The following is a 17275-nucleotide window of genomic DNA, read 5'->3' as shown; positions in this document are numbered from 1 at the left end:
AGAGCACCGGTTACCCAATAGATAGGCCCTTTATGGTCTATCTATTTTTTTATCCAAAGAACACCGTGGTGAAAGAAAATCACTTGTTTTGTTGAAAAAATGGGTATACTGGGATAAACTGAAATCAGCAAACTATATTTAGGAGTGACGCAGTTGGACGCACGTTATGCAATTATTTTGGCGGCAGGGAAAGGTACCCGCATGAAGTCAAAATTATATAAAGTTTTACATCCCGTCTCTGGTAAACCTATGGTAGAACATATCATCAATCGGGTCAGTGAAACGAAACCAGATGAAGTGATTACCATCGTTGGACACGGAGCAGAACAAGTCAAAGCACAACTAGGAGAGCGCAGTAAATATGCGTTACAGGCGGAGCAATTGGGAACAGGACATGCTGTTTTGCAAGCCGCTTCTTTCTTGGAAGGAAAAAAAGGAACGACGTTAGTTATCAGTGGCGATACACCATTATTGACTACTGAAACGCTGAACAATCTTTTTGAATATCACCAAGGAAAAAATGCAAGTGCGACGATCTTGACGGCACAAGCAGAAAACCCAACAGGATATGGTCGGATCATTCGTGACCATGTTGGGATCGTAGAAAAAATCGTGGAACAAAAAGACGCAACACCAGAAGAAGCACTTGTACAAGAAATCAATACAGGAACATACTGTTTTGACAACGAAGCTTTGTTCGATGCGTTAAGCAAAGTCGGAACAAACAATGCTCAAGGTGAATACTATCTGACAGATATCATCGAAATCTTAAAAGAAGAAGGCAATACAGTTGCTGCTTATCAAACAGATGATTTTGAAGAATCAATGGGAGTCAATGATCGGATCGCGTTAGCTAAAGCAAATGAGATCATGAGAAAGCGGATCAACCAGATGCATATGGTCAATGGCGTAAGCTTTGTCGATTCAGCAACGACATACATCGATGCAGGCGTAGAGATTGGTCCAGACACATTGATCGAAGCAGGTGTACAAATCCAAGGCAATACAGTCATCGGTTCTGATTGTGTCATCGGGGCACATTCAAAAATCGTAGACAGTAGGATTGAGGATCACGTCGTCATTGAAAACTCAGTCATTGAAAGCAGCCATGTCAAGAAGCATGCAGATGTGGGACCTTATGCACATTTGCGACCAAAAGCTGAAATTGGCGAAAACGTCCATATCGGAAACTTTGTGGAAGTGAAAAATGCTCAAATCGGCAAAGGAACGAAAGTCGGTCACTTGACTTATGTTGGTGATGCTACATTGGGAGAAGAGATCAATGTCGGATGTGGTGTTGTCTTCGTCAACTATGATGGAAAGAACAAGCATCATACGACTGTCGGCGACCACAGCTTTATTGGTTCTAGCACAAATATCATCGGACCTGTCGAGGTAGCTAAAAACAGTTCGATTGCTGCCGGGTCAACAATTACAGACAATATTCCAGAATATGCGCTGGCAATTGCGAGAGCAAGACAAGTCAATAAAGAAGGATATGCAAAAAAACTCCCTTATCTAAACTAAGACTTTTGCAAAATCACTTGATTTATTTAAAAAATATGACTACTATTTATTAGGTAGAATTCTAGAGTTGTGAAAAAGAAAGTGGAGGTCCCCATGTCAAAACATTACTTTGACCCAAGATTAAAAATTTTTGCGTTAAATTCCAATCGCCCATTAGCAGAGAAAATTGCAGCAGCAGTCGGTGTCGAGTTAGGAAAATCATCTGTTACTCAATTTAGTGATGGAGAAATTCAAGTAAACATTGAAGAAAGTATTCGTGGATCGCATGTCTATGTTATCCAATCAACGAGCAGCCCAGTCAATGATAACTTGATGGAGTTGCTGATCATGATTGATGCACTGAAACGAGCAAGTGCAAAAACAATCAACGTAGTCATGCCTTATTATGGTTATGCGCGTCAAGATCGTAAAGCACGTGCACGGGAACCAATCACAGCGAAATTAGTAGCAAACATGATCCAAAAAGCCGGTGCAACAAGAATGCTGACTTTGGACCTTCATGCAGTCCAAATCCAAGGTTTCTTTGATATTCCAGTCGATCATTTGATGGGTGCACCACTTATTGCTAATTATTTCTTGGAAAAAGGAATCAAAGGCGATGATGTTGTCGTTGTTTCACCAGACCACGGTGGCGTTACACGAGCACGTAAATTAGCGGAATTTTTGAAATCTCCGATTGCGATCATCGACAAACGCCGTCCAAAAGCAAATGTTGCAGAAGTAATGAACATCATTGGACAAGTCAAAGGCAAAACATGTGTACTGATCGACGATATGATCGATACAGCAGGTACGATCACATTGGCTGCCAATGCTTTGAAAGAAGCTGGTGCAACAAGTGTGTATGCTTCATGTACCCATCCAGTATTATCTGGTCCTGCTTTACAAAGAATAGAAGATTCAGCTATCGAGCGACTAGTTGTCACAGACTCGATCTATCTTCCAGAAGATCGTAAAATCGATAAAATCGATGAAGTAAGTGTTGGCGGACTAATGGGAGATGCAATCAAACGTATCCATGAAAACAAACCAGTTAGTCCATTATTTGAAACAAAAAATAAATAATAAATAAACTCACAAAGGGGAGTCCAATTGGGCTGAGATTGAATCTATTTCTAAACCCTTCGTACCTGTTTCGGTTATGCGAGCGTAGGAATTGTGAAAAAACAGCTGTTTGAAATTTTTCGAAAGCTGCTTCCTCCTTTGTGACTTTTTTATTCAAAGGAGGAAGTTTTTTTATGGGAAAAAATAGAGTTTGGGTAGAAGGAACGATTGTTGCAGCGTTAGCGATGGTGCTGTCATTGATACCAATCCAGATCGGCAGCAGTTTTTCTATTTCATTGGGGCAGATTCCGTTGACTCTTTTTGCGTTAAGACGAGGGGCAAAGGCAGGGATGCTGGCAGGTTTCATTTGGGGGATCTTACACTTTCCGTTGGGACAAGTTTATTATTTAAGTGTCGTTCAAGTGTTGATTGAGTATCCGATTGCTTATACTTTTGCAGGTGCAGCAGGGCTCATGGCTTCAAATGTCCAAAAAAGCTATGCAGATGGAAATACGAAACAAATCAGAAAAAACATAGTGTTTGGTGCATTGATTGGCGCACTTTCCAGATATTTTTGGCATTTTATTGCGGGAGTTGTTTTCTGGGGAGCCTATGCACTATGGGGGATGAATCCTTGGCTCTTTTCTTTCGTAATGAATGGTGCTAGCGGGTTGAGCACAGCGATTGTGACGATGATCGTTTTATTAGGGATCCAACAAACGATTCCATCGCTTTTTGTGCCAGATAAACGACAGAATCTTTAAATAAAAAAGGAAACAAAAAACTTGAGACAGAATCATGTCCTAGTTTCTTGTTTCCTTTTTGTTTTTCGGTAAGAAATAGATTCACTTCAATGGCAGATAAGAAAGACCGGCATCTTCTACCAATTGCCAGCGCCGATCGTTGACAGAGTAGATTAAAGTAGCGACGACTTCTTCTTCCCGATACCGAGTACCTTTCAATTTCCAAATATAGTCCTCAATCACATAAATAGGAATACGGTATTCATCATCGATCAAACCAACTTGATCAAAAGAAAAAATGATCCCTTCCTGCATTAAATTACGCATTTCTTTCAATAATTCCACACTGATTTTTTCAACAGGAGTTTCCTTTTTAAAAAAGGATTTTTTTACATTGATCTTATCTGACAGGATAGAACTTAATTTACTAGCAAAAATCCTGTAAAATTCATCTAAATAGCGATAATAAATTCGGTTCAATTGATCGTTCAGATCGAAGTACACGAAATTATTTTGCAGCTTATAAAAAAATGGTGAGTGGAGATGTGTTTTCATATGGCCAAAATATAACAATTCTGAAATTTCTAAAGGTGTCAATTCTTTCAGCATCGTTAAATCAGTAAAGTCGATCCATTTCAATTCATCGAATCCATGCCTGTTTCGAGAAGAGGAAAAGAAACGCTGGATATTTTCTGTACCACGGATTACTTTCAGCCCTGTATGAGATTCGTATTCTCCAGCAGAAGCAGATGGATCAAGCAAGAGCAAGTTTTGAGGAAAATGCACGATACTGTTTGCAAAATCAGTAGCAGTCAGTCCTTTTGTTAAAACAGCATTACTTGTGGTATCAATATGTACATAAACTGACTCAGTCATCATGTTCCTCCTCTTATTTCCTCTTAATCTCTTTTATTTTACAACATTTGCATAAAAAAAGCTTGTTTCTTTTATTTTAAAATTCCATTACAAAATCACGTTTTCATTGAAAATACTCTCATTTTCAATTAATTTTTGTATTTTTTATTTAAAGGCGGTTTTATGAATTGTTTTCTTATGGAATATCCAAAGTCGAATACGATACTCATGACCTTTTTTCGACGTACTGGTATACTTGAAGAAAAAGGAGAGAGCGATGGAGATAAAAAAAGTTTACTTTTCACAGAAAATGTCGCTGTATTCGCGTATCAACCAAGCAAAACAACCTCTTCCGTTTTTTCAAAGCCATCAAGAAAGTAGAGAAGCATTTTGGCGTTCTGCAAAAAAACAATGTGCCTTTGAAGCAGTATCAAAAAAATATACCATCTATTTTACTATTGATAAAGGTAGAGAAGATGTTATTTTTAATAACTTGCTGATCGAAGGCGAAACTTTTGAATGGCAAAAACTTTTTCAGCATATGGAAGCTTGCGCTCGTTTTTTTATTAAAGAAAACTGTTGTTTTTTATTTCAATCTCCTCTATCAGAAGAATGGTTGCGTATTTTTCATAAAAACGGCTATCAAGGAACCATGCAACTAAATAAAAAGCTGGTGTATCACACAGCACTTGTATTAGGAGGAGGGGGAGCACACGGTGCCTATCAGATTGGTGTATGGCAGGCGCTGAAGGAACATAACATCCGCTTTGAAATCATCACTGGGACCTCGGTAGGTGCGCTGAACGGCGCATTGATTTTACAAGGAGACATGGAAAAAGCTGTGGGTTTATGGAAAAAGCTATCAACAAGACAAGTGCTTGCGTTGCCAGAAATGGCTGCCGTTGAAGACTTGCGTGAACGTTTTTATCAAGAAAGACGCCAAATGACGAAAACGGCACTAGTTGAAGGTGGGGTTTCGTCTGCGCCATTGGAAAAGCTGGTCAAGGAAAATTTAGATTTGTCTTTGCTCAAATACAATTCCAAAATACGTTTATACACGGTGTCTACTAAATTGCCAGAACTAGCGGAAGTAGTGACTGCTATCCAACAAACAAAAACAGAAGAAATACCAGATTGGATACTTGCCTCTGCTTCATTTTATCCTGCTATGGCTTACCGAAAGATCGGAAAAAATAAATACGCAGATGGTGGATATCGTAATAAAATCCCTATTGACATCGCGATTAACGAAGGCGCAACAGAGGCATTTGTCGTGGATGTGCAAGGACCAGGGCCAGCGAAAAGAATCCGTGTGCCGGATACGTTTATCCATTGGAAATGTCAAACATTGTGGACGCTTGGCAGCTTTCTGCTTTTTGATAGCCAAAGAAACCAATTAAATTTACAATTAGGCTATCTGGAAATGAAAAAACGATTAGGCTGTTACTACGGGAATTGGTATACATTTGATTCTGTCAAACAAGCAGGAACATGTTGGCGTGGATTTTTATCTTACTTAATAAAAGAACTTCAGTTAGAGCTATCTTTTTTCAAAACCATAAAATTTTGGCAAAAACTGCGTAATATATATAAGAACAGGGTCGAACCAGAAACATGCGGACTGGCGATGCTGGAACTTTTAGCAAAAAAACATTTTTTATTGCCAAACAAAGTCTATGAAGTAGATTGGATGTTTCAAATGATCTGCCAACAAGATAGAAAAAGTATGCCGGATGATTTATTGGCACAAGTTGGTCAATTAAGTACAGAAGAATGGCAGAGGTATCGAAAATATCAGCAGAAAATACAAAATGAACGCACGAAAGCCGTTTATTTTAAAAAACTGCTGCAAGAAAAATGTAAGGATCGTTTGCAGCGTGAACTGCTTGAACAGCCAGTTGACACATTACTGATCCTATATTTATATTATCTCAAGGAGGAACAACCATGGCACAAGAATTTTCATATGAAATCGTAGAAGAAATCGCTGTTTTATCAGAAAACAACAAAGGATGGCGTAAAGAGCTGAACTTAGTCAGCTGGAATGGTCGTCCGCCGAAATTCGATCTTCGAGATTGGGCACCCGACCATGAAAAGATGGGGAAAGGGCTGACACTGACGAACGAAGAGTTTGAACAACTGCAAAAAGCAATAGAAAATATGTAATGAGGAAGGACCCTGTCGAATGAAAAGTATGACTGGTTTTGGCAAAGCCATCCGCGAAACAAAAGCATATCAGCTAGATATCGAAATAAAAAGTGTCAATCAGCGTTTTCTAGATGTCCAAATACGAAGTCCTAAAATTCTGAACTTTATTGAAAACGATTTTCGTCAGCTTATCAAACAGCAGTTAAGCCGCGGACGGATCGAGGTATTTGTGAATCTAGCTTATATTGGCAAAAACGAAAAGCAGATCGTCATCAATTGGGAATTGATTGATTCGCTTATCACCCAATTGACAGACGGGATTCAACAAAGATACGGGAGTCAAAATCAAGTGTCAATTCGTCGGCTGGCGGAACGCTTCGCGCTGGATGAAAACTTCGTAACGGTAGAAGAAAAACCGGAAGAGAGCATGGAAGAATTGGCACAGTTAGCTCTAGATACATTGAAAAGTGCACTTGATTCTATTGAAGCCAGTCGAGAAAAAGAAGGACAAGCCTTAGCTTCAGTGCTGAAAAAGAACACGGAAGAATTCAAACAAGTACTAAAAAAACTCAATAGTTTTGTAGATGTCTATGAACAGGAGTTTCAATTAAGGTATCAAAAAAAGCTGGAGGAATTTCTTGGAGCGAAAGTGGATGAGCAACGGTTGCTGACGGAGTTGGCTATCTTGCTGGAACGTGGAGATATCCACGAGGAACTGGACCGTTTGGCAATCCATGTCCAAAAACTAGATGAACTTATCGAGGCGCAATGTCCTGTAGGTCGGGAATTAGATTTTCTGATCCAGGAAATGAATCGGGAAATCAACACGATCGGTTCCAAATCAAATGCAATCGAAATTAAAAATCAAGTCGTCCAATCCAAGACGATCTTAGAAAAAATCAGAGAACAGGTCCAAAATATTGAATGACGAAAGAGGTAGAGACAATGAAATACTATGACGTAACGTTCCACGAATTAAGTGGAAAAACTGTTGTTAAACGGGATATCCCTTCTGAAAAAAACGGCTTTGACGTATGGAAAGATGCCTGTGCAGACTATAATGAGAACGAACTGTTTATTTTGATCAACGACGGTGCTTACGTGACGATGAATCGGAAATTTATTGTTCGAATCGACACAGAAGAGGTAGAAGATCCGACAGAAAAAGCACGTTCTCGAAAAGATGAAATCATGGGTGTAGTGAATACTTTGTCCAATATGGGCTTTTAGCAAGGATGTTGAACAAAGAAATACAGTAAATAAACAGAATTGCATTTCTTCGCTTAGCTTCTTTGCTCTTGAAATCCATTTTGGGGTTGTGACAAAATACGTGTCACAACCTTTTTTTATTCTAAATAAATCATGTTTAAAATCCGTTTTCTCATTATGAAGTCAAATTTATGCAAAAACATGAGAAGCTGTTTATGTTTGGCTGTTCTTATTACTTGATGCAGATCAGCTTTTTCACGACCTCTCATACACGGCGTTCAAAAGCTTGCATCTGCGGTAATAAGCCCAACCAAACGAAAAACATGAGAAGCTGTTTATGTTTGGCTGTTCTTATTACTTGATGCAGGGCAGCTTTTTCACGACCTCTTGGTACAGGGTAGCTTTTTTACCAATTTCTAGCTATAATTAAAGATAACCTTGAAAGTTGCAGAAAAAAAGTGCAAAATAAACGATAAGTACAAAAAGACTAGTTGAAAGGACGTCGTCATGTCAGAGCGTGGATTATTAATCGTGTTGTCTGGTCCATCCGGTGTAGGAAAAGGCACAGTACGAAAAGCAATTTTTGAGAGTGAGGATAATGATTTTCAGTATTCAATCTCAATGACTACCCGTAAAATGCGTGAAGGGGAGGTCGAAGGCGTTGATTATTTCTTCCGAAGCAAAGAAGAGTTTGAATCAATGATCGAAGCTGGAGAGATGCTGGAATACGCAGAATATGTCGGGAATTATTATGGAACGCCTTTGTCATATGTCAACAAGACATTGGATGAAGGAAAAGATGTTTTCTTGGAGATTGAAGTCCAAGGAGCAAAACAAGTCAAAGAAAAAGTGCCCGATGGTGTATTCATTTTTTTGACTCCGCCAGATTTAGCGGAATTAAAATCACGGATCGTAGGCCGAGGAACAGATGCAGACGAAGTAATCGAAGAACGAATGAAAGTTGCAAAAGAAGAAATCGAAATGATGGCTCTTTACGACTATGCTGTTGTGAATGATGAAGTGCCGCTAGCAGTTGAACGAATCAAAAATATTATTGCCAGTGAACATTTTCGAGTAGATCGCGTAATCGGTAAATATATTAAAATGTTAAAGGAGATGTAGTCTTATGATGTTAAAACCTTCAATTGACTCACTATTAGATCGTGTAAATTCAAAATATTCTCTAGTAATTTTAGCAAGCAAACGCGCACATGAGCTGGATGCAAGTGCACAACCTACACTAGATTCTTTTGATTCAGTAAAAAGCGTTGGTCAAGCTTTAGAAGAAATCGATGCAGGGAATGTAGTCAATGATCCTCATCCTGAATTAAAACGTGAACGTTTGAAGATGGAAGAAGAGGAACGTCAAGCTCAAAAAGAGCGTGAACAACACGAATTGGAATCACGTATCCGCGAAGAGCAAAAAATGTAATAAAGAAAAGTAGAGCGAACATCTAAAAAGAAAAGCAAACCCAGCGGTTTCCTTTTCAAACATTCGCCCCTTATTGTCTGGTAGAAAAGGCTGTGTCTGAACTTTTTGACACAGTTCTTTTTTTTCTTATCCGCTGTTAATTTTTTGTTAGGATTTGGCAGAAAATAAGACAAATCCAGCGATCTCTAGTAAAATAGGCAAGGAACTTTTTGTCGCTTGATATGAAAAGACAAAAAAAGGAGGAAACGAACCATGACATTAACAGCTGAAGTCATTGTGGACGTACCTACTATGCAGACCGATCAGCCATTCACCTATCTGGTTCCCTCTGAAATGGAAACAGCTTTGCAAGTCGGGATGCGGGTAGAGGTCCCTTTTGGTAATGGCAATCGTCATGTCCAAGGATTTGTTATGGCTATTCAAAAATCAGAAGAATCAGCTAACCCATCGTTGAAGGCAGTGATCCGTTTGCTGGACCTTGCTCCGGTGGTCAATGAAGAATTACTTTCATTAGCTGATTACATGAAAAAAATCACTTATGCATTCAAAATCACTTGTCTACAAACGATGCTTCCGAGTGTGATGAAAGCAGAATATGATAAATTGATCTATCCTTTGGCAGATACACCAGAAATTCAGGCATTGTTTGGTCAACGAGAAGTGATTTCTTGGAAAGAAGCAGAAGAAGAAGGCAGCCTTTCTCAATTGATTCGTTGGCGCCAAGAGCAGTTAGTAGATATCAAATACGAAGTCCATACACGAAATAAAGTAAAAACGATTCGTTTGGTCCGTTCCCTATTAACTGAAAAGCAAATCGAAGAAGAATGGGCAAAATTACGGCAAAATGCCAAGAAACAAAAAGAGCTTCTTTTGTGTTTATCTGAAATGAGCCAGGAAGAACCAATCGCTTATTTCAAAGATAAAGAAATCAGTACTGCTGTCTTGAATCAAGGAAAAGAAAAGGGTTGGTTGGAGTTTGTAGAATCAGAACGTTATCGCGACCCTTATCAAGACCGAGTATTTGACCAAACGACGGCATTGGAACTGAATGCAGAACAAAAAAATGCTGTCGAACAAATCATCACAGCAGGTCAGCAACAAAAAGATCAGGTCTTTTTGCTAGAGGGAATCACCGGTAGTGGAAAAACAGAAGTATATCTTCAGTCAATCGCTGATGTTTTGTCAGAAAATAAAACGGCTATAATGTTAGTGCCTGAAATCGCATTGACTCCGCAAATGGTCGAGCGATTCAAAGGACGCTTCGGTGAATCAGTTGCGGTCTTACATAGCGGACTTTCCCAAGGTGAAAAATATGATGAATGGCGCAAGATCGAGCGGGAAGAAGCACAAGTAGTAGTAGGCGCACGCTCTGCTATTTTTGCTCCGCTGAAAAATATAGGATTGATCATTATCGATGAAGAACATGAATCAAGTTATAAACAAGATGAGACGCCGCGTTACCATGCGAGAGATTTAGCTATTTGGCGCAGTAAATACCATCATTGCCCAATAGTCCTTGGAAGTGCGACACCCTCTTTGGAATCAAGAGCACGAGCTCAAAAAGGCGTGTATCAGTTATTGCAGTTGAACCACCGAGCCAAAGCAGCTGCACAACTTCCAGCTATTGAGATCGTAGATATGCGTGAAGAGTTTCAGAATCATCGGACCTCTACTTTTTCTGCTAATTTGCAGGAAAAGATACAAGATCGGTTAGACAAAAAAGAACAAACTGTCCTATTACTCAATCGTCGAGGATATTCGTCTTTTGTGATGTGCAGAGACTGCGGATTTGTTCTCCCATGCCCTAATTGCGATATCTCTCTTACCTTGCATATGGATACACGTTCGATGCGCTGTCATTATTGCGGACACGAAGAACCTATTCCTAATCGCTGTCCCAATTGTGGGGGCAACAAAATCCGCTACTATGGGACAGGCACCCAAAAAGTAGAAGAGGAACTCCGAGAACTTTATCCGCAAGCTAGGATTTTGCGTATGGATGTAGATACCACCCGAAGAAAAGGGGCACACGAACAGATTTTACAAAAATTCGGTGCAAAAGAAGCAGATATTTTATTAGGGACACAAATGATCGCTAAAGGCTTGGATTTTCCAGAAGTCACATTAGTTGGCGTGTTGAATGCCGATACCTCCCTGAATTTACCGGATTTTCGTTCTAGCGAGCATACATTCCAATTGCTGACCCAAGTTTCAGGTCGAGCAGGACGAGCGGAAAAACCAGGCGAAGTCGTGATCCAAACGTTCAATCCTCAGCATTACGCCATAGAATTGGCTAAAAAACAAAACTATGAACAGTTTTATCAGCAGGAAATGCATGTACGGCATCGTGGAGGCTACCCTCCTTATTACTTTACTGTGAAAATAACTGCCAGCCATCCTGAAGAACAAGTGGCGGCAAAGAAAATCTTTCAGATTGCCAATCAGCTAAAAGAAGTATTAAGTCCTCAAAGTTTGTTACTAGGACCAACACCCAGCATGATTTTGAGAGTGAAAAATCGATACTATTATCAACTGATCATCAAATATAAACATGAGCCGAATCTTCCCCATGTTTTGGATGAAATCTTGAATGGAAGCCAGAAAGAACAGCGGCAAGGTCTTTTTGTGGCAATTGACAACGAACCATTAAACTTTATTTAAGAAAGGACCAACTTATGCGCTATCCTATATTGATCCACCCTAATGATAAATTAAAAAGACCTGCTCAGCCAATCGACGTGATCACGGACGAAACGATTGCTTTGTTAGACAACTTATATGAGACGATGATTGCGAATGACGGAATAGGGATTGCTGCTCCTCAAGTAGGACAAAACAAGAGAATCGCTGTGATCGAAGTAGATGAAGGCGAAAAATTCGAACTGATAAACCCAGAAATCATTGAAGCAAAAGGTGAAAGCATGGACGTAGAAGGCTGTCTCAGTATTCCGCATGTCTATGGAACAGTCAAGCGAGCAGATGAAGTGACTGTACGCTATTATGACCGCGATGGAGAAGAGATAGAAGTGACAGCTTTCGGCTATTTAGCCCGTGCCTTCCAGCATGAAATCGATCACTTAGACGGTATTCTGTTCATTGAGAAAATGGTACAGCAGATCCCGGAAGAAGAACTTGAAGAATATATGGAGGAACATCTTGATGACTAAGTTAGTATTTATGGGCACACCTGCTTTTTCTGTGCCAATTCTTGAAGGGTTGATAGAATCAGGCTACGAGATCCAGGCAGTAGTCACACAGCCCGACCGTCCAGTTGGGCGGAAACGAGTAATTACGCCGACACCGGTAAAAGAAGCTGCTCTAAAGCACGGTATCCGTGTGTTGCAGCCAGAGAAAATCTCCGGTTCGCCAGAAATGGAAGAAATCATTGAATTGGCACCTGATGTGATCGTCACTGCGGCGTTTGGCCAATTCTTGCCTGAAAAGTTATTGCAAGTGCCAAAATTAGGGGCAATCAATGTCCATGCTTCTTTACTTCCTAAATATCGGGGAGGTGCGCCTGTTCATTATGCCATCATGAATGGGGAGAAAGAAACTGGTGTAACGATCATGGAAATGATCAAAAAAATGGATGCAGGCGGAATCTATGCGCAAGAAAGCATGCCAATCACTAAACAAGATGATGTGGGGACGATGTTTGAAAAGCTTAGCCTTTTAGGAAGAAAGCTATTGCTAGAAACATTGCCTAATATTTTGAATGGACAAAAACCAGTCCCTCAAGACGAGTCAAAAGCCACTTTTTCGCCAAACATCACACGTGAACAAGAAGCGGTCGATTGGCATAAAACTGCAGAAGAAATCGACAACCAAGTACGCGGGATGCGTCCTTGGCCGATTGCATTCACGACCTATGAAGGTACACGCTGGAAATTATTATCGGTTGAAGTACTGGCAGAAAGTACAGACGAAGCACCAGGCACGATCATCCGAAAAGACAAAAAAAATCTATGGATTGCTTGCGGTAAACAGACCGTATTAGCCATCAATGAATTGCAGCCAGCTGGTAAAGGAAAACAAGCCGTACACGATTTTCTTAACGGAAGCGGTCAGCAAGTTCAGATTGGTCAGCAGGTGAAATAATGAAAAAAATCCCTAAAAAAATGAAAAAATCTGTACGATATATGGCATTACTGACATTAGAGCGAGTGAACAAGGGCGGCGCCTACTCGAATCTTTTGTTGAATGAGATGATCAAACAAAGCGAGCTAAATCAAAAAGATGTGGGTCTATTTACAGAATTGATCTACGGTACGATTAGCCATCAGCGACTATTGGAATTTTACGTTGCACCATTGATCGCTAAAGCAAAAAAAGTGGATGACTGGGTCAAGACGCTTCTGTATCTTTCTGTATATCAATTAGAATTTTTAGATAAAGTCCCTGCACATGCTATTTTAAACGAGGCGGTCGAAATCGCGAAAGTAAAAGGAAATCCTGGGACAGGAAAATTTGTAAATGGTGTTTTGAGGAATTATCAGCGTCAAGGAGCACCAGATCTGCAAGGCATTGCTGATCCTATCGAAAGACTTTCTGTCAAAATCAGCCTGCCTCTATGGATGACGAAACGGTTGGTGGATCAAATCGGTTATGAAGAAACTGAAAAGCTCGGTTTATCGCTATATCAGCCTAGCCATGCTAGTGCCCGAGTAGATACACGCCGACTCTCCAGAAATCAGGCCATCACTGTTTTGCAAGAAGAAGAGATCACAGCTGAAAAAAGCCAAGTCAGTCCATACGGTATAGTAGCGAAAAAAGGGCATTTAGCTTCTAGCTCATTGTTCCACGATGGCGTCATGACGATCCAAGATGAAAGTTCGATGCTTGTAGCGCCGTCTATGCAAATCGAGCCTGAACATCATGTTTTAGATGCCTGTGCAGCTCCCGGAGGTAAGACGACACATATTGCTTCTTTTTTGGATCCTTCATGCGGCGGGGAAGTGATTGCTTTAGATGTACATGAACACAAAGTCAAACTCATTGAAGAAAATGCCACACGTCTGGGTGTCTCTTCTGCTGTTTACGCTCAAAAGATGGATGCTAGAGAAGTCAGCAAGCAGTTTGAACCAGAGCAGTTCGATCGGATTTTAGTAGACGCGCCTTGTTCAGGTCTAGGGCTCCTTCGGCGAAAACCAGATATCCGTTATAAAAAACAGCCGGATGAATTAGCGAATTTACCAAAAATCCAATTGGAAATTTTAGAAAGCTGCGCACCAGCTTTAAAGTCTTCCGGTATTCTGACTTATAGTACTTGTACGATCTTAAAAGAAGAAAACCAAGACGTTGTTTCTGCTTTCTTGGAAAGACACCCTGATTTTGAGAGGATTGATGTTTTGACCGATCCTATGCTACAATCATCAATCGTAGAGAAAATGTTGACTTTGTATCCGCATCAGTTTTACACAGATGGATTTTTCATTTGTTGTTTGCGCAAAAAGTAATGAGGTGAAAAAATGCAGATTGAATATCAATCAGATGTAGGAAGACGACGTAACACCAATCAAGACTATGCCAGTGTATTTACTAGCCGTTCAGGTCTCAAGCTTGCTGTATTAGCAGATGGGATGGGTGGGCACCGTGCTGGAGACATTGCTAGTCAAATGGCGGTAACAAATCTAGGCGAAGCTTGGGAAGAACAAGAAGCTGCCGACGATGAAAAAATCGCCCAGTGGTTCATTCAATCGATTCAAGAGGAAAATGTGCTGATTTATCAGCGAGGACAAGAACAGCCGGAATATAACGGTATGGGAACAACAATCGTAGCGGCAGCTCTGTCAGATGACTGGTTTACGATTGCGAATGTTGGCGACAGCAGAGCTTATTTGATTCGCGAAGATAAAATCATGCAATTGACAGAGGATCATTCTTTAGTTAACGAACTAGTCAAATCAGGGGAAATCAGCGAAGAAATGGCAGTGAACCATCCAAGAAAGAATATTTTAACACGTTCTGTCGGCATGCCAGGAACAGTCGAAGTAGATGTTTCTACTCATCTTTGGCAGCTAAAAGATCGCTTGCTGTTATGTTCAGATGGCTTGACGAATATGCTATCTGAAGAAGAAATAGGAACGATCATTAATCAAGAAGGCCCGTTGTCCCATAAAGTAACTGAGCTGATTGATCGTGCCAATGAAGCAGGCGGAGCGGATAATATCACCGTTCTTCTTATCGAATATAAGGAGGACCGTGTATGATCGAGTTGGGAAAAAAATTAAATGGCCGTTATCAAATCACGGGGAATATCGGTAGTGGTGGTATGGCTAATGTATTTTTGGCGCACGATTTGATCTTGGATCGAGATGTAGCAGTCAAAGTCTTACGATTCGACTTTCAAAATGATCAAACCGCGATTCGACGATTTCAGCGAGAAGCTTTAGCAGCAACAGAACTCGTTCATCCAAATATTGTCAGTGTTTACGATGTTGGTGAAGAAGACAATATGCAGTATCTAGTGATGGAATACGTCAAAGGAATGGACTTGAAACGATATATCCAAACACATTATCCTGTTCCTTATGAAACAGCAGTAAATATTATGCAGCAGATTCTTTCTGCTATTTCTTTAGCTCATAACCATCAAATCATCCACCGAGATTTGAAACCCCAAAACGTATTGATCGATAACGAAGGTGTAGTAAAAATCACGGATTTCGGGATTGCTATTGCTTTATCTGAAACATCGATCACACAGACGAATACGATGTTGGGATCTGTTCATTACCTATCTCCTGAGCAAGCAAGAGGGAGTATGGCAACGAAGCAGTCAGATATTTATGCTTTAGGGATCATTCTTTATGAGATGCTGACAGGTAGCGTGCCGTTTGACGGTGAATCTGCTGTGACGATTGCTTTAAAACATTTCCAAGATGATCTTCCATCCATAAAAGCACTTGATCCAAATGTACCGCAAGCACTGGAAAATGTGATTTTACGGGCGACGGCTAAAGAACCTGCAGACCGTTACAAGTCAGCCGAAGAAATGTCTGATGATCTTTCTACAGTATTATCACCAGCTCGTGCAAACGAAGAAAAATGGCAACCTCATGCGATGGATAACGAAACAAAAGTTATCACACCGCTTGCAGCAGATACACCAATGCCGGATTCATTCAAATCTATGCCTCTGCCAAAAGACGAACCGAGAAACGAAACATTGCCGGAAGAGGAAGAAGTTCTGCCTGACCCTAAAAAGAAAGGACAGAAAAAATGGTGGCTGATCCTGTTAGCTGTCCTCGCTATTTTAGGAATCGGAACAGCTGTATTCTTTGCTTCTGGCGGACGAGGAGAAGTTGTTGTTCCTGATGTTTCTGATCTTTCTGAAGCTTCTGCCAGAGAAACACTCGCAAAAGCGAAATTAGAAGTAGCAACAAAAACAGAAGAAATTGCAGATGACAAAATCGAAGAAGGTAATGTGGTGAAGACAGACCCGGCAGCGGGAACGACAGTCAAGCAAAAACGCGAAGTCACTCTTTATATCAGCAGTGGCACGAAAAAAATCAAATTAGATGATTACAGTGGTAAAAGTTATGAAGATGCTGAAGCAAGTTTGAAAGAATTAGGATTTTCTGCTGATTTGATTCAAAAAGAAGAGGAATTCAGTTCAGAAGTAGAAAGCGGAATGATCATTTCGCAATCTCCATCAGAAGATACAGAAGTCGATCCTAAAACAGACACGATTACTTTCACAGTCAGCAAAGGACCAGAAACAGTGACTTTGAGTAGTCATGTAGGAGAAAACTACGAAACTGTCCGTAATTGGCTTGTTACACAAGGATTCAATATCAATAACATTAGTGCTACTTATGACTATAGCGACACTGTGCCATCGGGTTCGATCATTAGTCAGGATCCAGCCTCAGGTGAAGTTGTAGCAGAAGAAACTTACATCAGTTTTGTCGTAAGCCAAGGGACAGAACCTAAACTGAATGACATCTCCGGCTATACAAAAAGCGAAGCACAAAGTTATTTGGCTAGTATTGGTGCAGAATATATCGGTCATGAGACTTCTGAATATTCAAGCACGGTGGATAAGGACAAAGTAATCCGTACAGTGCCAGGGGCAGGTACGACGATTACCAAAGGAATGGTTGTAAACGTGATTTACTCTAAAGGACCAGACCCGGCGTCTTCTAGTTCTGAGAAAGATTCTTCAGACAGTTCTAGCAGCTCAAGTAGCTCTAGCAGTACGAGCAGCTCTTCCAAAGAAGAATCTTCCAGCACTACAAGTTCATCGGATAGTACCTCAGAAAGCTCAAAATAAGTTTTTAATAAAATAGAACAAAGAGGTTGTGACAGAAGTGAT

The 17275-nt window shown here is 40.4% G+C and carries 16 protein-coding genes and 1 riboswitch; of the genes, 15 read left to right on the top strand and 1 reads right to left on the bottom strand.

Annotated elements, in window-relative coordinates:
* The first annotated feature begins 153 nt into the window (after nt 1–153).
* The 3 genes from glmU to thiT all read left to right on the top strand — a co-directional run bounded on the left by glmU (nt 154) and on the right by thiT (nt 3335).
* Nucleotides 154–1527, top strand: coding sequence for a bifunctional UDP-N-acetylglucosamine diphosphorylase/glucosamine-1-phosphate N-acetyltransferase GlmU (glmU, locus tag ESP02_RS10565; protein ID WP_025478424.1), 1374 nt, complete (start codon nt 154–156; stop codon nt 1525–1527).
* 93 nt (nt 1528–1620) lie between these two features.
* Nucleotides 1621–2592: a ribose-phosphate diphosphokinase gene (locus ESP02_RS10560; RefSeq protein ID WP_002287347.1), complete on the top strand. Its 972-nt coding sequence runs from the start codon at nt 1621–1623 to the stop codon at nt 2590–2592.
* A gap of 5 nt (nt 2593–2597) precedes the next feature.
* Nucleotides 2598–2700: riboswitch (TPP riboswitch) on the top strand.
* A gap of 65 nt (nt 2701–2765) precedes the next feature.
* The gene (thiT, locus tag ESP02_RS10555; protein ID WP_002315887.1) at nt 2766–3335 is read left to right on the top strand and encodes an energy-coupled thiamine transporter ThiT; all 570 of its coding nucleotides are present in this window, start codon (nt 2766–2768) and stop codon (nt 3333–3335) included.
* An 81-nt stretch (nt 3336–3416) separates the two neighbouring features.
* On the opposite strand, the gene ESP02_RS10550 is transcribed toward thiT, so the two are convergent.
* Nucleotides 3417–4190, bottom strand: coding sequence for a hypothetical protein (locus ESP02_RS10550; protein WP_025478425.1), 774 nt, complete (start codon nt 4188–4190; stop codon nt 3417–3419).
* Between the two features lie 256 nt (nt 4191–4446).
* Here ESP02_RS10550 and ESP02_RS10545 point away from each other — a divergent pair, with 256 nt between their 5' ends.
* The 12 genes from ESP02_RS10545 to pknB all read left to right on the top strand — a co-directional run bounded on the left by ESP02_RS10545 (nt 4447) and on the right by pknB (nt 17233).
* Complete coding sequence (locus tag ESP02_RS10545) at nt 4447–6147, top strand: patatin-like phospholipase family protein (protein ID WP_025478426.1); 1701 nt, start codon at nt 4447–4449, stop codon at nt 6145–6147.
* Nucleotides 6117–6335: a YdbC family protein gene (locus tag ESP02_RS10540; RefSeq protein WP_002293064.1), complete on the top strand. Its 219-nt coding sequence runs from the start codon at nt 6117–6119 to the stop codon at nt 6333–6335. Before ESP02_RS10545 ends, ESP02_RS10540 begins: the two co-directional genes overlap by 31 nt.
* A gap of 19 nt (nt 6336–6354) precedes the next feature.
* Entirely contained in the window at nt 6355–7245 is an 891-nt protein-coding gene (locus tag ESP02_RS10535; RefSeq protein ID WP_002293063.1) for a YicC/YloC family endoribonuclease, read from the top strand.
* A 17-nt stretch (nt 7246–7262) separates the two neighbouring features.
* Nucleotides 7263–7547 (top strand): hypothetical protein, encoded by a 285-nt coding sequence (locus ESP02_RS10530; protein WP_002287356.1) that lies wholly within the window; start codon nt 7263–7265, stop codon nt 7545–7547.
* Between the two features lie 486 nt (nt 7548–8033).
* Entirely contained in the window at nt 8034–8648 is a 615-nt protein-coding gene (gmk, locus tag ESP02_RS10520; RefSeq protein ID WP_002287358.1) for a guanylate kinase, read from the top strand.
* A 4-nt stretch (nt 8649–8652) separates the two neighbouring features.
* Nucleotides 8653–8958, top strand: a complete 306-nt coding sequence (rpoZ, locus tag ESP02_RS10515) for a DNA-directed RNA polymerase subunit omega (RefSeq protein WP_002287365.1) — start codon at nt 8653–8655, stop codon at nt 8956–8958.
* A gap of 252 nt (nt 8959–9210) precedes the next feature.
* Nucleotides 9211–11619 carry a primosomal protein N' gene (gene priA, locus ESP02_RS10510; protein WP_038399138.1) on the top strand — a complete coding sequence of 803 codons (2409 nt, stop codon included), beginning with the start codon at nt 9211–9213 and terminating at the stop codon, nt 11617–11619.
* A gap of 14 nt (nt 11620–11633) precedes the next feature.
* Complete coding sequence (def, locus tag ESP02_RS10505; RefSeq protein ID WP_002373611.1) at nt 11634–12125, top strand: peptide deformylase; 492 nt, start codon at nt 11634–11636, stop codon at nt 12123–12125.
* On the top strand, nt 12118–13056 hold the full coding sequence (gene fmt, locus ESP02_RS10500) for a methionyl-tRNA formyltransferase (RefSeq protein WP_002373612.1): 939 nt from the start codon (nt 12118–12120) through the stop codon (nt 13054–13056). Before def ends, fmt begins: the two co-directional genes overlap by 8 nt.
* Nucleotides 13056–14414 (top strand): 16S rRNA (cytosine(967)-C(5))-methyltransferase RsmB, encoded by a 1359-nt coding sequence (rsmB, locus tag ESP02_RS10495; protein ID WP_002373614.1) that lies wholly within the window; start codon nt 13056–13058, stop codon nt 14412–14414. Before fmt ends, rsmB begins: the two co-directional genes overlap by 1 nt.
* A 12-nt stretch (nt 14415–14426) precedes the next feature.
* Nucleotides 14427–15167 carry a Stp1/IreP family PP2C-type Ser/Thr phosphatase gene (locus ESP02_RS10490; protein WP_002373615.1) on the top strand — a complete coding sequence of 247 codons (741 nt, stop codon included), beginning with the start codon at nt 14427–14429 and terminating at the stop codon, nt 15165–15167.
* Nucleotides 15164–17233, top strand: a complete 2070-nt coding sequence (gene pknB / locus ESP02_RS10485; protein WP_002373616.1) for a Stk1 family PASTA domain-containing Ser/Thr kinase — start codon at nt 15164–15166, stop codon at nt 17231–17233. The genes ESP02_RS10490 and pknB overlap by 4 nt, the downstream gene beginning before the upstream one ends.
* Nucleotides 17234–17275: the final 42 nt, after the last annotated feature.

It is taken from the genome of Enterococcus sp. NBRC 3427 (assembly GCF_007996925.1).
In the GTDB taxonomy this organism is placed as follows: Bacteria; Bacillota; Bacilli; order Lactobacillales; family Enterococcaceae; genus Enterococcus_B; species Enterococcus_B lactis.
The sequence above is the reverse complement of the archived record's forward strand: the minus strand, read 5'-3'. Positions and strand labels throughout refer to the sequence as shown.